Raw genomic sequence first — 15,839 nt, 5'->3', positions numbered from 1 at the left:
TATGTTGTATATTAACCTTCATGTGATATAAGCATGAAAAAATGTAAATTAGGCAGTAAAATGGGAAATTGGGAGATGGGGGAATATACTATGGGTCAAGTCTACGATAAATTACCATTTGGAGTAGCTATAATAGATGAAACTAATTTAAATATTAAATATATGAATAGAGCATTTATAGATATGTTTAATATAGATGCAGATTTTCAATATAAGTCGTTATTTGCCATAGATTTTTTTAAGAATTTAGAACAGATAATTAAAAATTGTATAAAGTTTAAAATTGATAAGAAGTTAAGACAAATCGAAATACTACATAAAAGATATTTTGATATAATAATAAATATTTGTGAAAAAGAAGTTAATATATTTTTTTATGAAGTATCACAATATATAAATTTAAATTCTCAATTAAAAAATAGTAATGATAGCTTTTTAAGAATGTGTTCTGAACTTAAAACAAAATGTGATGTGTTGCAATCACTTAGAGGGAAAGAAAAAGAAGGGGTTAGTCATCTAAAAAATGTATTAAATAATCTTTCAGAAGGATTAATTGTATATGATGAGTTCGGAAATTTTTCCTTTTGCAATAAAGCTGCTATAGATTTAATGGGAAAAGAAATCAAAAGACGCAATTTTAGAAACTTTTTTCAATACTTAAATAAACTTATTAATCAATCAGAGGAAATAAGATTACAAGAACTTTATTACAACTATAATTTCAAGCATATTCCAATAAAAGATTTTGAAATAAAGTTAAAAAGTAATGAAAATCATAAAGAAGTTTATATACAATTAAATTCAAATTATATATTAAAAGATAACTCTATAATTAATAATATTTTAACTTTAAAAGATATAACTAATATAAAAAACAAAGAAATTAAACTCCAAGAACAAAGGGAATTTATAAATGATGTTGTTAATACTATAGATGTACCTATTGCAGTAATAGAATTTGATGATTTAAAGTATAAGTTAATAAATAATAAATATAGAGAAATATTAAAGTACAATAATAATATAGAAGGAAAAATAGTAAAAGAACCTGAGATATTAAATGTAATAAATAATGTTTTTACTAAAGATAGATGTGAAAATGAATATATAGTAGCTCCATATGCAATTAAGGATAGTAACGGAAATAATATATATTATAAAATAAAATTTTCAGCAAAAATTAGTGAAAATAACGATATAAATAGATTAAATAGGCTATTTATTTGTGCTGGAGATATTACTGAGGAAATAACAAATAATAATGAACTTCAAAGTATATCAGATATGAAAGATGAGTTTTTCAACATGATTTCTCATGAATTAAGAACTCCTTTAACTATAATAAATTCTTCAGTTCAGCTTGCGAGAAATGTATATAAAAATGAAATAACTGATACAATAGATAAGGTTCTTATGAGAATAGATCAAAACTGTAGAAGGCTTTTAAAATTAATAAATAATATTCTTGATATTTCTAAGGCAGAAGCAGGATTTTTACAATTAGAATATTCATTTTTTAATATAGTATCAGTAACTGAAAGTATAGTAAGCTCAGTTAGTATATACGCTAAAAGTAAAGAAATCAATTTAATATTTGATACGAACGAAGAAGAGAAGATGGTAGCTTTAGATAAAGACAAGTATGAAAAAATTATATTGAATCTCTTATCTAATGCAATTAAATTTACTCCAGATAACAAAAATATATATGTAACTATATGTTCACAAAAGGATGTAGTCAAAGTTAAGGTTAAAGATGAGGGAGTAGGAATTCCAAAGGATAGCCTTGATAATATTTTCAATAGATTTATACAAATAAATAATAGTGTTAAAAATGTTACTCCTGGTACAGGTCTTGGTCTTGCTCTTGTAAAAAACTTTGTGGAATTAATGAATGGAAACATAAAAGTAAACAGTAAAGTAAATAAGGGAACTGAATTTACTATAACTTTTAAGGTAGACGATAGTAACCAGAAAATAAATTTAGATAATTTTAATTTAGCAGCTAACATTGAAAATAAAATGTTACTAGAATTTTCCGATGTAAATTAACTTAAGTGCATGAGGATTAACATTCTCATGCACTTAAGTTATTAATAGAATATTATTTAAATTTTTTGCTACTTATTATAGCATATTTTGTTCATAGTAATTAATCATTTTTTTTACCATTTCTCCACCAACAGAACCACATTGACGTGCAGTTAGATCTCCATTATAGCCATCTTTTAAAGGAACTCCTACTGCATTTGCAGCTTCCATTTTAAACTTATTTAATCCTTCTCTAGCTTCTGGAACAAGAACTTTATTTCTTGACATCTTAACCAACCTCCTTGTGTGTTTTGTGTTTCAATAATAGCTTATCCATTTTTAATTTATATATAATATAAGATGTAAGGTAAAAGAAATATAAATATACATTAAATTTATTAAATTGTTTTTATGGAAATATTAAAGCTTGTATAAGAAAATATATGTTACAATAGGTATATATGGTTTATAAAAATAAAATGAGGTGTATATTATGGAAATTGACAGTACAGTCTTTTCAGACCAGAAAATAGGCAAATTGTTAATTAAATTTGCTATACCAACAATGCTTTCATTACTTGTTATGGAACTTTATAATATGGTTGATACAATATTTGTTGGTTCTACTATTGGAGCTGTTGGTATAGGTGCTCTTACAATAGCACTTCCTATTCAAAAATTAATAACTTCTACTGGTCTTATGATGGCTGTAGGAACATCCACTGCTGTATCTAGAAATTTGGGTGGAAAAAAATACGAAAATTTAAGAAAAATAATTTTAAATTCTTTAATTTTAACAAGTTTAATTTTAATTTCTTTATGTGTCTTAATATTTTTATTTAAAGATGGTATTATAAAAAATTTATTAGGTTCTAGTGAAACTCTTTTCCCTTATGCTTATCAATATATATCTATAATTCTATTTGGTGGTACATTTCAATGTCTAACCTTAGTTATTGGATATGTAATTATGGCACTTGGAGATACTAAAGTAACTTTAAAAGCCATGAGTATTGGTGCTACAGTAAATGTAATATTAGATGCTATACTTGTAGTGCGTTTTTCAATGGGAGTAAAAGGTGCTGCTCTTGCAACTAGTTTTTCTCAAATTTTAGCATTTTCATATGCAGTTTTTAGATTTTTAAAAGTAAAGAAGGAAATTAATTTAGAATTTAAATTTATTTTTGAAAGAAAAATAGTTAAAACTATAATTAGTGTTGGATTTTCTACATTTATAGTTGAAGCATCAGATGGATTGCTTTCAATTGTATTTAATAATCTTTTATCTGCATCAGGAGGAGATGATGCAGTAGTTATTATAGGTACAATAACCAAAGTATCTATGTTTTTATTCATAACTGTATTGGGTATAAGTTCAGCTATGCAACCTATAGCAGCATTTAATTATGGTTCTAAAAACTATGAAAAATTGAAACTTGTAATAAAAGAAACAATAATATTTATTACTGCAACTACTTTGGTAGTATGGGGATTAATGATGATTTTCCCAAGTAATTTAATTGGAATATTTCTAAAAGATGAAGATCTTCTTTTAAGAGCTGTTAGAGCTTTTAGGATTGTTATAATTATATTTCCATGTGTGGGCATATATTATGTTTCTATATATTGCTGTCAGGCACTTGGAAAAGCAAAGGCATCTTTTATATTATCAATATATAGAGAGACTTTAATATGTATACCAGCAGCTATAATTCTTGTATATAGTTTAGGCACATTAGGAGCCTGGATAGCTTATCCTGTTTCAGATGGAATAGCAGCACTTACCGGGCTTTTTTATATAAAGAAAATTACAAATAAACTTAAAGCCTATTAAAATTAACAAAACCTCTTCTAAATATCATTATTTAGAAGAGGTTTTGCACTTTCTGTAGAAAATTCAAATCTACTTTAGTGGTTTTAATTATTGTATTTTAGTAATAATTATAGATTATTTTTTTCGTATTGTTCTACCATAGTTTTAACCATTTGTCCGCCTATTGATCCAGCCTGTCTAGCAGTTAAATCTCCATTATATCCATTTGTTAAAGGAACTCCTACTGCATTTGCAGCTTCCATTTTAAATTTGTTTAATCCTTCTCTAGCTTCTGGTACTAATGCTTTATTACTGCTTCTTGCCATTGTAATTACCTCCTAAATTTAATGTTTGATTTTTGTTACACTAGTATTTTAACCTTTTTTCAAATTTATATATTAGTGATTTAGAGGTACAAGTTCAAGTTTGTACTTGTTTTAGCAAAAGAAATAATAAATGTAATATTTTATTTTAAAAAATATAATTATTATTGAAGGGATATATAGTATAATAAAAAATTAGTGAGTGTAATAAAAAATTAAATATATTTGATTTTTGAAATATAGTTAGGAGATGATGTTTTGAGTAAATATAAGATTATCATGACCGGAGGCGGATCAGCGGGCCACGTAACTCCAAATCTTGCACTTGTACCTAAGTTAAAAGAATTAGGATATGAAATACAGTATATAGGTACAGAAAACGGTATAGAGAGAAAAATAATTGAATCAGAAAACATAAAGTATCATATTATTTCTAGTGGAAAGTTAAGAAGATATTTTGATATAAAAAACTTTTCTGATCCTTTTAAAGTATTAAAAGGAGTTTTTGAAGCAAAAAAAATAATAAAAAGAGAGAAACCTAATATAGTATTTTCAAAAGGTGGATTTGTATCTGTTCCAGTAGTAATTGGAGCGCGTTTAAATAGGATTCCTGTTATTTCACACGAATCAGATATGACTCCTGGACTTGCAAATAAACTTGCAGCACCATTTTGTAATAAGGTTTGTGTAACATTTCCTGAAACACTTAAATATATTAAAGATAATAAGGGAGTTTTAACAGGAACACCAATTAGAGAAGAACTTTTTAAAGGAAGCAAAATTAAAGGCTATGAAATATGTAAATTTAAAGATACAACTAAACCTGTCTTAATGATAATAGGTGGAAGTTTAGGTTCTAAAGTAATAAATAAAAGTGTACGAGATGCTCTTTCAAATTTAATTAAAAAGTATAATATAATTCATATATGTGGAAAAGGTAATTTAGATGAAAGTCTTCAAAATGTAGAAGGATATGTTCAATTTGATTATGTAAAAGATGAATTACCACATTTAATGGCAACAGCTGATTTATTTATATCAAGAGCAGGAGCTAATGTTATTTTTGAATTACTTGCGTTAAAGAAGCCAAATTTACTAGTGCCATTATCAGCTAAAGCTAGTAGAGGAGACCAAATATTAAACGCAAAGTCTTTTGAAAAAAGCGGATACAGTATGGTTATAGAAGAAGAAAGTTTAAATTCAGAAGTTATAACAAATAAAATTGATGAGTTATTTAAAGAAAAACAAAAGTATATTAAAAATATGAATTCTAGTTCTGCGAACAATTGTGTAGACAAAATAATATCTTTAATAGAAAAATATAAAAAGTAATCATTTCATAATAAATTATTTATAAGACATTTAAAAATATTTTTAGATGTCTTTTTTAATTAGTTTTTTCTTGTAATAAGGTATAAAATGTAAATAAGTCGAAATTTTCAGAAAACTTTGGTATAATATAGTTACAAGAAAGTTTTACTTAGGGAAAGGGGCGATTTTATGAAATTAGAATTTTATGGTGCAGCTAAATGTGTAACTGGTTCTTGTCATATTATGAAATTTAATGATAAGACAATACTTTTAGATTGTGGATTATTTCAGGGGAAAGATGAAAAGGTTAGAGGAAATGATGAATTTCCATTTGACCCTAAAAAAATTGATTATGTAATATTGTCTCATGCTCATATAGACCATAGTGGTAGAATACCTTTATTATACAAAAAAGGTTTTAAAGGAGAAGTAATTTGTACAAGGGCTACTAAACAATTATGTAGTATAATGCTACCTGATAGTGGGTATATACAAGAAACAGAAACTGAATGGAAAAATAGAAAGAGAATAAGACAAGGATTAGACACTATAGAACCCCTATACACAGCAAAAATTGCAGAACTTTCAATGTACTTGTTTAGAGATTATGATTACGATGAAATTATAGAAGTATTTGATGGATTTAAAATAAGATTTAGAGAAGCTGGACATCTTTTAGGTTCATCAATAGTTGAAATGTATATTAAAGAAGATTATGAAGATGAAGTGAAAATAGTTTATACAGGGGACCTTGGCAATACTAATAAGCCTATAATAAGAGATCCAAGCTATATAACCTATGCAGATTATATTATAATGGAGACAACCTATGGAGATAGAGTACATGGAGATATGGATTGGTCCTTTAAAGAACTTGTTAATATAATTACAGATACTTTTGAAAGGGGAGGAAATGTAATAATACCTTCTTTCTCAGTTGGAAGAACTCAAGAAGTTTTATATGCTTTAAGTAAATATGTAAAAAATAATATTTTAAAAGATGTAACTATATTTGTAGATAGTCCTCTTGCAGCTAATACATCAAAAATATATGAAGAATGTAGTGATTATCATGATAGTGAAATGAAAAGCTTAGTGAGAACTGGATTAAATCCTTTGAACTTTAAAGGTGTTAAATATACAAATACTCCACAGGAATCTATACAAATAAATAAATTTAAAGGAAATGCAATTATAATATCTGCCAGTGGAATGTGTGAAGCTGGAAGAATAAAACACCATTTAAAACACAATTTGTGGAGAAAAGAGTGTTCAGTAGTATTTGTTGGATATCAGGCTGAGGGAACACTTGGAAGAGCCATATTAGATGGCAATAAAAAAGTAAATTTATTTGGAGAACCAATAGCAGTTAATGCTAAAATTTATAATCTAGAAGGTTTATCAGGACATGCAGATAGAAATGGTTTAGTGGATTGGATTGATAAATTAATGGTAAGACCTAAAGAAATACTTTTAGTTCATGGAGATACAAAATCTCAACAAAGTTTCAAAGAGCTATTAGATTCTAAGGGATTCAAATCTAGAATAATGGATGTATTTGAAAGTTATTATATAAATGAACATCTTAAATTAAATGATGAAAATATCAAATATAGATTGATAAAATTATTAAATTCTATTGATAATGTTGAGGATATGAGTAAAGAAGTGTTAATGAAAGAAATAGAAAAAACCATAGATAATGATAATGCAAAGTTAAATAAATAAGCTGTTTTTAAGGATACTTATAAATAAATATAAGTATCCTTTTGTTTTCATAAATATAAACTAATTTTTAAAAACTTTTAAATTGATTTAGTACATCTAAGTTATTCTCGAAAAAGCTTAATAGATTATTTATACATTTTAATGTTTCAGGATTTATAGTATGTTCAATTTTTTCAGTTTCTTCTAGTATGCCACTACTTGAAACGCCTATTAATGTAAGAAAATTTTCTATGATTTTATGTCTTTTTAAAAGAGCGTTACCTATGCGTTTACCTTCATCTTTTAAGACTATAACTCCGTATTTTTCATAGTTTATGAGACCTAATTTAGATAATTTTTGTACCATTTTAGTGGCAGAAGGAGGTTGTATATTAAGTGATGATGCAAGATCATTTATTCTAGTAAAGCCAGATTTTTTGGATAACCTATATATCATTTCTAAATAGTCTTCCATTGAAGGGGTTAAAACATTAATATCTTTTTTCATATATTCGCTAAAGGTAAAGAAATTCTCTGTTTTCAAAATATCACCTACTTTAGTATAGTTGTTAAATTATATGCCAAAATTAAAGTTTTATTAACTATGAGTCACCTTAATGTTATTTTGTCATAATATAATATTAGCTAAAAAAGTTAGACTAAGCTAATTTTATTAGGTTATTGAAATAATTTTTAAAGTGGAGGCATAACCATAATGAAAAAAATAAAGGATAACATTAAAAGGCTAAGTGATATGAATGTTGGAAGTTTAGTAAAGATTGAAGATTTACTCTCAAGTGGATTTATAAGAGAGAGAATGCTTGCATTAGGGCTTACAAAAGGGGCAACTGTAGAAGTTATCCAAAGAGGACCTACAGGAGATCCTACAATATATAACATAAGAGGGGCAATGATAGCATTAAGAAAAGATGAAGCATCATTAATAGATGTTTCAATGGCTTAAAGCGTAGCAATCAATATAGGAGGAATTTATGGGACTTACTTATAAGTCAACTCAGGTAGATTCTTTAAGAGACATCTATAAGGTAGAAAGAAAAGAAGGACAGTATGTAGTAGCTTTAGCGGGAAATCCTAACACAGGTAAAAGTACAGTTTTCAACTCACTTACAGGATTACATCAACATACGGGAAATTGGCCTGGAAAAACAGTTGTCAATGCAAGAGGAGAATTTAAGTTTAAATCTAGTGAATATGTATTAGTTGATTTACCAGGAACATATTCACTTTTTGCAACATCTGCAGAAGAGGAAGTTGCAAGAGATTTTATTTGCTTTGGAGATCCTGATGTCACTGTTGTAGTTGCGGATGCCACTTGTCTTGAAAGAAATTTAAATCTAGTTTATCAAATAATGGAGCTTACAGATAAAGTTGTGTTATGTGTAAATTTAATAGATGAGGCAAAGAAAAAAAATATAGTAATAGACTCAAATAGATTACAAAGTGAACTTGGAATACCAGTTGTTATGACAGCAGCAAGAAGTGGCATTGGTATAGAGGAATTAAAAAGTGCTGTATATAAAGTTGTATCTAATAAAGTTACAGTAAAACCTGAAAGAGTAGTGTATAAGGAGAAAATTGAATCTATAGTAAGTAACATAGAAAACATAATACAAAAAGAGATTCCAAAGATAAACTCAAGATGGATAGCTTTAAGACTTATTGATGGTGATGACACTATAATACATTCTATTTTAAAAGATATTAGTGAAGAAAATAGAAAAGAAATATTAAAAGAAGTATGTGAATTAACTAAAAATATAGATAAAGAAAACATAAGAGATTATATAACACAAGAAACATATAAAAGAGTTGAAGATGTAATAAAGACCTGTGTAATTATAGACAAAGATAAAATGAACAGGGATAGAAAAATTGACAAGTATATAACATCTAAGATATTTGGAATTCCAATAATGATAGCTATACTGGCATTACTTTTTTGGATAACCTTAACTGGAGCAAATTATCCATCGGAACTTCTATCAAAAGCTTTTTTTAAATTTGAAGGGGTACTTACTAGTTGGTTTAACGAAATAAATGCACCAAAGTGGCTTTATGGGGTAATAGTATTAGGTCTTTATAGAACACTTGGGTGGGTAATATCAGTTATGTTACCTCCAATGGCTATATTCTTTCCACTATTTACATTGCTTGAAGATTTGGGATACCTTCCAAGAGTAGCATTTAATTTAGATCATCTATTTAAAAAAGCTTGCGCACATGGAAAACAGTGTCTTACTATGTGTATGGGAATTGGTTGTAATGCAGCGGGAGTTATAGGGTGCAGAATAATTGAATCACCAAGAGAAAGGTTAATTGCAATATTAACTAATAATTTTATGCCTTGTAATGGTAGATTTCCAACACTACTTGCTATATCATCTGTATTCTTAGTTGTAGGAAATAATAGTAGGCTATCAAGTGCAATTCCAGCTTGTACTATTACAATAATGGTGATACTTGGAGTTATTATTACACTATTCGTTTCATATATTCTGTCTAAAACCCTACTAAAAGGTATACCATCTAGTTTTACTTTAGAATTACCACCTTACAGAAAACCACAAATAGGTAGAATATTATACACATCTATAATAGATAGAACTATATTTGTTTTAGGAAGGGCAGTTGCAATAGCAGCCCCTGCAGGAGTTATAATATGGATTTTAAGTAATGTTACTATAGGAAATTTAAGTATATTATCTCATGTAGCAAATTTCTTAAATCCTTTTGCAAAATTAATGGGACTTGATGGTTTTATTCTCTTAGCATTTATTTTAGGAATACCAGCAAATGAAATAGTAGTACCTATATTATTAATGTCATACTTGTCACAAGGTTCTATGATAGATTTTGAGAGTTTAGAATCATTAAAAGGAATATTATTAAACAATGGTTGGACTTATCTTACTGCACTAAATGTTATGATATTTACACTTCTTCATTGGCCTTGTGCTACTACATTATGGACAATAAAAAGAGAGACTGAAAGTAACAAATGGACAGCACTTGCAGCATTAATTCCAACTGCAATAGCTATTGTTGTGTGTATGTTTAATACACTTATATTTAAAATATTTCGTTTAGTATAAAACATAAGAAATAGGTAAAAGTGAGGAAAATCATTTTACCTATTTTTCTTTATTGCTTGGAAATAAATTATCTATCATATTTTCTGCTAAGCGTTTATAAGTATTAGCTTCATTTATTACACATAAAACTAAAAGAAGTTTTCGAATAAGTTCTGTATTAGAATCATCTTCATTTTTAGTTTCTTTTTCTATTAGCTTAAATTTATCATTTATGTTGTTTAAAAATTGTTCTGATGTTTCTTTTTTTATATTTAAAAAGCTTTCATATAGATTTTTTAGATTTAAAGTTGTGTTTTCAGAGTCAGATAAATCTTTTATGACATCTTTAAATAATAAACTTATATCATTAATAGATAAATTTTGTTTTAGATAGTAGATTAAAATCAGTAAAATAATATGATTTTTACTATATTTTTTCTTAACTGGAGGAATTAAAATTTTGGCTTTAGTGTAGTTATTTATCATAGTTTTAGTTAGAATTTTATCATCTTCATTTCTTTTTAGGTTACTTAGTTTATCATCAAACAAAGTTATAACTTGATCCATGTATAAATCTAAATCTGGTATATCAGATAACTTAATATTATCTTCTAAATGAAGATTTTCTATAAAAGAATTTAAGTATTCATTATTTAGTTTCATTTGTAACACCTCAATGTATATGTATTAAAAAAATATTAACATAGTAATATTAATAATGCAATGTATAGTATATAAAACCACATATTGGTGGTAATAATATAGGTATATGAGAACTTTACAGTTTACTAGAAATATATTTAATAAATAGATAACAAAAGAAATTAAAACTATGATTAGTGAAAATATATGTAAATGCATAAATAAGGAGATATTTAGTTAAATTTAGAGTTTAAAACTACTATAACTTTGTGGTAAAATATATACACAACATGTAGTAGTTTTTAAAACTACGTTATGAAATATGCATATTTATATAATAGAAATTAGGAGATGGTTTAAAGTGAATAGGTTTAGGGAACCCGTAAGTGGATTTACACATTTGTTTGGTGTTATAATTTCTATAATAGGGCTTATAGTGTTAATTAATTATGAAAGGAATATAAAGTATTCTTCTTCTTTAGCATGTGTAGCTGTAATAATTTTTGGAATAAGTTTAATACTTTTATACACAGCAAGTAGTGTTTATCATCTAATAAAAGCGCCAGATAAAGTAATAAAGTTTCTTAGAAGAATAGATCATTCTATGATATATGTATTAATAGCAGGCACATATACTCCAGTATGTTTAATAACACTTCAAGGAAAATTAAGATGGATTATGTTCAGTTTAATATGGATTTTGGCATTAAGTGGAGTATTGTTTAAAATATTTTGGTTTAAGTCTCCTAGATGGTTATCTACATTACTGTATATATTTATGGGATGGATCGCAGTATTTATAATTTCTCCTTTGGCTAAGAGTATGGATATAAGAGGAATAGAATTAATGTTTATAGGTGGAGTTTTATACACACTAGGGGCAGTTATTTATGCTACAAAATGGCCAAGGATAAAATCAAAGGTTTTTGGATTTCATGAAATATTTCATTTATTCGTATTAGCGGGAAGCTTTTGTCACTATTTTATGGTATTAAAATATATTTTATAGTGAATGTTTATACAAAGGGAGAGGGACATTATGAAAAGATTAACTTCTATTGAAGAAATAAAAAAATTTATAAGTACAAATGAATTAGCATTAATATATGTTACATCTAAGCTTGAAACGTGTAGTGTTTGTCATATGCTACTTCCTAAAATTCAAGAACAGTTAAATAAGTTTCCTAAGTTAGAAATCGGTACAGTGGATTCAAGTGAAGTTTTGGAAGTTGCAGGAGAGTTTTATATATTTAGCTTACCTCTTATAATTTTTTATGCAGAAGGGAAAGAGGTATTAAGAGAGGGAAGATTTATTGCTATGGATAATTTAAAAAATACTGTGGAGAGATACTATAATTTAATTTACAAATAAGATTTTATAAATATAAAGGTTAAAGGATAAGTATGTTTGTCCTTTGATTTTTGCATTTATAATTATACATAATTTATAAAAAAATCCATAAAGCAAGGACAAACTTAAAGTAATATATTATAATCTAAGTTAGATTACTAATGAAAGAGGTTATAATATGAATAAGAGAGAAATTTATTATGAGATAAGTATGGCATTATTATCTTTATTTGTGGTTATTATGTCATTAGTAGACCTTATTTTAAATCTATCTCCTAAAGAAAGATATATTTTTAATATTATTGATAATTTTATATGGATAGTATTTATTTTAGATTATGTTATTAGGTTTTTTAAAAGTCATGGCAAAATTAAATTTATTTTTAATAACAAAATAGATTTGGTTTGTATACTTCCGTTTAATCCTTTATTTAAAGGACTTAAAATGTATAATATGGGAAAAGTGATAAGAATATCTAAGTTAACAAAGATAGTAAAAGCTACAGTGTTTCTATCTAAATTTAAGAAAAAAGCAAGTGCATTTATAAAAACTAATAATTTTAATTATGCTTTGACAATAACCATAATAGTAGTAATAATAGGATCATATTCTATCACGTTTGTTGAAAAAATGGAGTTTAAAGATGCATTATGGTGGAGTTTTGTAACAGCTACAACTGTTGGATATGGTGATATTTCTCCTAAAACTGGATTAGGGAGAATCATAGCTGTAATTCTAACTATAATAGGAATAAGCTTTATAAGCATGTTAACAGGAACAATAGCTACATATTGTCTAAATAAAAGAAAATTTAGAAGATCGTATAAAAGAATAATAATCGAAGACATAAAAGATAAACTTGATAATTTTGAAAACTTAACTAATGATGATATAAAAAATATGTTTGACGTATTAATAACATTAAAGAGAGATAATACAATTAAATAGTTATTTAAAATCACTATACTTTAAGTGTAGTGATTTTTGTTTTATAATCAGTTAATAGGCTATAATTAATAATATATAAATATTCCTAAGGAGTGAAATAGTTTGAAAAAAACATCAGTAGAAATTTTAGAAAAATACTATGGATATAAAAGTTTTAGAAAAGGGCAAGAACAAGTTATAAAAAGTGTTTTAGATGGAAATGATGTTCTAGCAATAATGCCTACTGGTGGAGGAAAATCCATTTGTTATCAAATACCTGCTTTAATGATGGATGGTCTTACTATTGTAATTTCTCCATTGATTTCTCTTATGAAGGATCAAGTTGATAGTATAAAAAATATGGGAGTTAGCTGTGCGTATATAAACAGTTCATTAGGTATATATGAGTTTAATGAAGTTATAGAAAATTTAAAGAATAATAAATATAAAATATTATATGTAGCACCTGAAAGATTAGAGTCTTATGAATTTTTAAGTGCTATAAAGGATGTTAAAATATCTCAAGTTGCAATTGATGAGGCGCATTGTGTCAGCCAATGGGGACATGATTTTAGAGTGAGTTATAGAAATGTAGCTAAATTCATAGATGGATTTAAGGAAAGACCAATAGTTACAGCCTTTACTGCAACAGCTTCTAATGAAGTTAGAGATGACATTATAAATCTATTAAGATTAAAAAATCCAAAAGTATTTATAACAGGGTTTGATAGAGAAAACTTAAATATTACTATAATAAAATCAGGAAGTAAAAAAGCTTATGTTTTAAATTATATTGAAAATAATAAAGAAGATTCAGGAATAATTTATGCTGCAACTAGAAAAGAAGTAGATAATATATATGATAATTTAAGTAAAAAAGGATTTTCAATTGGAAGATATCATGCGGGACTTAGTGATGATGAAAGAAAACAAAATCAAGAAGATTTTATACATGATAGAGTAAGAATTATGGTTGCAACTAATGCTTTTGGTATGGGAATTGATAAGCCTAATATAAGATACGTAATACATTATAGTATGCCTAAAAATATAGAGGCTTATTATCAAGAAATAGGTAGAGCAGGAAGAGACGGAGAAAAAAGTGAATGTATATTATTATTTGCACCAGGAGACATTCATATTCAGAAGTATTTAATAGAAGTAAGTGTTGAGAATCCTGAAAGAAAGAAAAAACAATATGAAAAGCTTCAAGAAATGGTAGATTTAGTTTATAGCAATGATTGTTATAGAAAATATATACTAAATTATTTTGGAGAAGAATTTAATGAAAGTTGTAGCAACTGTAGTAATTGTTTAAATGAAGGAGAAATAGTTGATAAAACTATAGATGCTCAAAAGGTATTGTCTTGCATTTATAAAATGAAGAGAAGCTTTGGAACTACTATGGTGGTTGATGTGCTTAGAGGTTCTAAAAACAAAAAGGTATTAAATTTAGGATTTAATAGTTTATCAACTTATGGAATAATGAAAGAATATACAGGAGAAGAATTAAAAAACTTTATAAATACATTAGTATCTCATGGGTATATAGGTTTAAGTGGAGGTACATATCCAGTTTTAAACTTAAATAATAGGTCCATAGGTGTTTTAAAGGGACAAGAAATAGTGGAGTTTAAAGTCTTTGAGGCTAAACATAAAGATACTCACATAAATAAATTATTTAATATACTTAAAGCATTAAGACAGGAAATAGCACAGAGAGAACAGGTAGCACCCTATATTATATTTGGAGATGGCACACTTAGAGAAATGAGCTTAAAATATCCTAGAAGTAGAGAAGAAATGCTTGAGATTTCAGGGGTAGGGGAAATTAAGTATGAAAAGTATGGAGAAGAATTTGAAAAAGCAATTATAGATTATGTAAAAGAAAATAATATAAATTTAAAAAATACTTATTTAAATTTAGAAGAAAATAATAAAGATATTCCTCTTGAAGTTACAACAGATATAAAATTGTTTAATGAATTATTAAAGATAAGAGAAGATTTTGCAAGAGAAGAAAAAGTGCTTCCACAAATGATATTATCTAAAAATACATTAAAAGAGATAAGTGGAAGATATCCTTTGGATGATGAAAACCTAAAAGATATTTCAGGAATAGGACCTAAAAAGATAGAAAGATACGGCTTAAAGATACTACAGTGTGTAAATAAATATGTATATGACAATAATATAACGGTTAATTGGGTAGATAAAAAAAGAAGAAAAGCTATAATAGATGGAGAAACAAGAGAAAATAATGAAATAGCTATGGATATGCTAAGTAATGGATTTAGTTTAAATGAAATAGCAAAAGAACTTGAAGTTGGAATTTCAACTATACTTGGATATGTAACTGATTATATAAAAAATGGAGGAAATATAGATTTTGACTTATCCTTAGAAGGACTGTATACAAAAGAAGATGAAAAAATTATTGTTGATGCTTGTAATAGAGTTGGATATGAAAAAGTTAGTAAGATAAAAAAAGAACTTCCTCCAGAAATTAAATATGAATCTATAAGAGCAGTTATATTAAAAAAGTATTATTTAGCTTCTTAGAAGTAGTATTTTTATTTTTGCATAAAAATATATTTAAATTAATATCAAATAGACTTTGACTTTCTTTGACCTTTGTATT

Annotated in this window: 14 protein-coding genes; 10 read left to right on the top strand and 4 right to left on the bottom strand. The window is 26.4% G+C overall.

Annotation, left to right across the window (positions count from 1 at the left end):
• Positions 1–60: 60 nt before the first annotated feature.
• On the top strand, positions 61–2,052 hold the full coding sequence (locus NT01CX_RS07105; protein WP_242648478.1) for a sensor histidine kinase: 1,992 nt from the start codon (positions 61–63) through the stop codon (positions 2,050–2,052).
• 75 nt (positions 2,053–2,127) lie between these two features.
• Here the strand turns inward: NT01CX_RS07105 and NT01CX_RS07100 are convergent, their stop codons facing one another.
• Positions 2,128–2,319: an alpha/beta-type small acid-soluble spore protein gene (locus NT01CX_RS07100; RefSeq protein ID WP_011722383.1), complete on the bottom strand. Its 192-nt coding sequence runs from the start codon at positions 2,317–2,319 to the stop codon at positions 2,128–2,130.
• A 205-nt stretch (positions 2,320–2,524) separates the two neighbouring features.
• Between NT01CX_RS07100 and NT01CX_RS07095 the strand changes: the two genes are divergently transcribed.
• Positions 2,525–3,865, top strand: a complete 1,341-nt coding sequence (locus tag NT01CX_RS07095) for an MATE family efflux transporter (RefSeq protein WP_011722382.1) — start codon at positions 2,525–2,527, stop codon at positions 3,863–3,865.
• 107 nt (positions 3,866–3,972) lie between these two features.
• Here the strand turns inward: NT01CX_RS07095 and NT01CX_RS07090 are convergent, their stop codons facing one another.
• Complete coding sequence (locus NT01CX_RS07090) at positions 3,973–4,170, bottom strand: alpha/beta-type small acid-soluble spore protein (protein ID WP_011722381.1); 198 nt, start codon at positions 4,168–4,170, stop codon at positions 3,973–3,975.
• Between the two features lie 255 nt (positions 4,171–4,425).
• On the opposite strand from NT01CX_RS07090, the gene NT01CX_RS07085 reads away from it, so the two are divergent.
• Positions 4,426–5,499 carry an undecaprenyldiphospho-muramoylpentapeptide beta-N-acetylglucosaminyltransferase gene (locus NT01CX_RS07085; RefSeq protein ID WP_011722380.1) on the top strand — a complete coding sequence of 358 codons (1,074 nt, stop codon included), beginning with the start codon at positions 4,426–4,428 and terminating at the stop codon, positions 5,497–5,499.
• Positions 5,500–5,667: 168 nt separating this feature from the next.
• Positions 5,668–7,206 (top strand): MBL fold metallo-hydrolase RNA specificity domain-containing protein, encoded by a 1,539-nt coding sequence (locus NT01CX_RS07080; protein WP_011722379.1) that lies wholly within the window; start codon positions 5,668–5,670, stop codon positions 7,204–7,206.
• 67 nt (positions 7,207–7,273) lie between these two features.
• Here NT01CX_RS07080 and mntR read toward each other — a convergent pair whose 3' ends face one another.
• Positions 7,274–7,729 (bottom strand): transcriptional regulator MntR, encoded by a 456-nt coding sequence (mntR, locus tag NT01CX_RS07075; protein ID WP_039226026.1) that lies wholly within the window; start codon positions 7,727–7,729, stop codon positions 7,274–7,276.
• Positions 7,730–7,900: 171 nt separating this feature from the next.
• Between mntR and NT01CX_RS07070 the strand changes: the two genes are divergently transcribed.
• Together NT01CX_RS07070 and feoB are read left to right on the top strand one after the other, a co-directional pair.
• Positions 7,901–8,149, top strand: coding sequence for a FeoA family protein (locus NT01CX_RS07070; protein ID WP_011722377.1), 249 nt, complete (start codon positions 7,901–7,903; stop codon positions 8,147–8,149).
• 28 nt (positions 8,150–8,177) lie between these two features.
• A complete protein-coding gene (feoB, locus tag NT01CX_RS07065) occupies positions 8,178–10,298 on the top strand; it encodes a ferrous iron transport protein B (RefSeq protein WP_011722376.1) in 2,121 nt (706 codons plus the stop codon).
• Between the two features lie 39 nt (positions 10,299–10,337).
• Here the strand turns inward: feoB and NT01CX_RS07060 are convergent, their stop codons facing one another.
• Positions 10,338–10,940 (bottom strand): DUF1836 domain-containing protein, encoded by a 603-nt coding sequence (locus NT01CX_RS07060; RefSeq protein WP_011722375.1) that lies wholly within the window; start codon positions 10,938–10,940, stop codon positions 10,338–10,340.
• A gap of 340 nt (positions 10,941–11,280) precedes the next feature.
• Here NT01CX_RS07060 and trhA point away from each other — a divergent pair, with 340 nt between their 5' ends.
• From trhA to recQ, 4 genes are all read left to right on the top strand, one after another.
• Positions 11,281–11,928, top strand: a complete 648-nt coding sequence (gene trhA / locus NT01CX_RS07055) for a PAQR family membrane homeostasis protein TrhA (RefSeq protein ID WP_039238501.1) — start codon at positions 11,281–11,283, stop codon at positions 11,926–11,928.
• Positions 11,929–11,958: 30 nt separating this feature from the next.
• Positions 11,959–12,291 carry a thioredoxin family protein gene (locus NT01CX_RS07050; protein WP_011722373.1) on the top strand — a complete coding sequence of 111 codons (333 nt, stop codon included), beginning with the start codon at positions 11,959–11,961 and terminating at the stop codon, positions 12,289–12,291.
• A 157-nt stretch (positions 12,292–12,448) separates the two neighbouring features.
• Positions 12,449–13,219 carry a potassium channel family protein gene (locus NT01CX_RS07045; protein ID WP_011722372.1) on the top strand — a complete coding sequence of 257 codons (771 nt, stop codon included), beginning with the start codon at positions 12,449–12,451 and terminating at the stop codon, positions 13,217–13,219.
• A 102-nt stretch (positions 13,220–13,321) separates the two neighbouring features.
• On the top strand, positions 13,322–15,760 hold the full coding sequence (recQ, locus tag NT01CX_RS07040) for a DNA helicase RecQ (protein WP_011722371.1): 2,439 nt from the start codon (positions 13,322–13,324) through the stop codon (positions 15,758–15,760).
• The last annotated feature ends 79 nt before the right edge of the window (positions 15,761–15,839 follow it).

This window comes from Clostridium novyi NT (assembly GCF_000014125.1).
GTDB lineage: Bacteria > Bacillota > Clostridia > Clostridiales > Clostridiaceae > Clostridium_H > Clostridium_H novyi.
The sequence above is the reverse complement of the archived record's forward strand: the minus strand, read 5'-3'. Positions and strand labels throughout refer to the sequence as shown.

Bases quoted from the DNA above. Each gene is read 5' to 3' on its own strand.
- NT01CX_RS07095 (WP_011722382.1), top strand. From the start codon at position 2,525: ATGGAAATTGACAGTACAGTCTTTTCAGACCAGAAAATAGGCAAATTG.
- NT01CX_RS07090 (WP_011722381.1), bottom strand. From the start codon at position 4,170: ATGGCAAGAAGCAGTAATAAAGCATTAGTACCAGAAGCTAGAGAAGGA.
- NT01CX_RS07105 (WP_242648478.1), top strand. From the start codon at position 61: ATGGGAAATTGGGAGATGGGGGAATATACTATGGGTCAAGTCTACGAT.
- feoB (WP_011722376.1), top strand. From the start codon at position 8,178: ATGGGACTTACTTATAAGTCAACTCAGGTAGATTCTTTAAGAGACATC.
- NT01CX_RS07070 (WP_011722377.1), top strand. From the start codon at position 7,901: ATGAAAAAAATAAAGGATAACATTAAAAGGCTAAGTGATATGAATGTT.
- NT01CX_RS07060 (WP_011722375.1), bottom strand. From the start codon at position 10,940: ATGAAACTAAATAATGAATACTTAAATTCTTTTATAGAAAATCTTCAT.
- NT01CX_RS07045 (WP_011722372.1), top strand. From the start codon at position 12,449: ATGAATAAGAGAGAAATTTATTATGAGATAAGTATGGCATTATTATCT.
- NT01CX_RS07050 (WP_011722373.1), top strand. From the start codon at position 11,959: ATGAAAAGATTAACTTCTATTGAAGAAATAAAAAAATTTATAAGTACA.
- NT01CX_RS07100 (WP_011722383.1), bottom strand. From the start codon at position 2,319: ATGTCAAGAAATAAAGTTCTTGTTCCAGAAGCTAGAGAAGGATTAAAT.
- NT01CX_RS07080 (WP_011722379.1), top strand. From the start codon at position 5,668: ATGAAATTAGAATTTTATGGTGCAGCTAAATGTGTAACTGGTTCTTGT.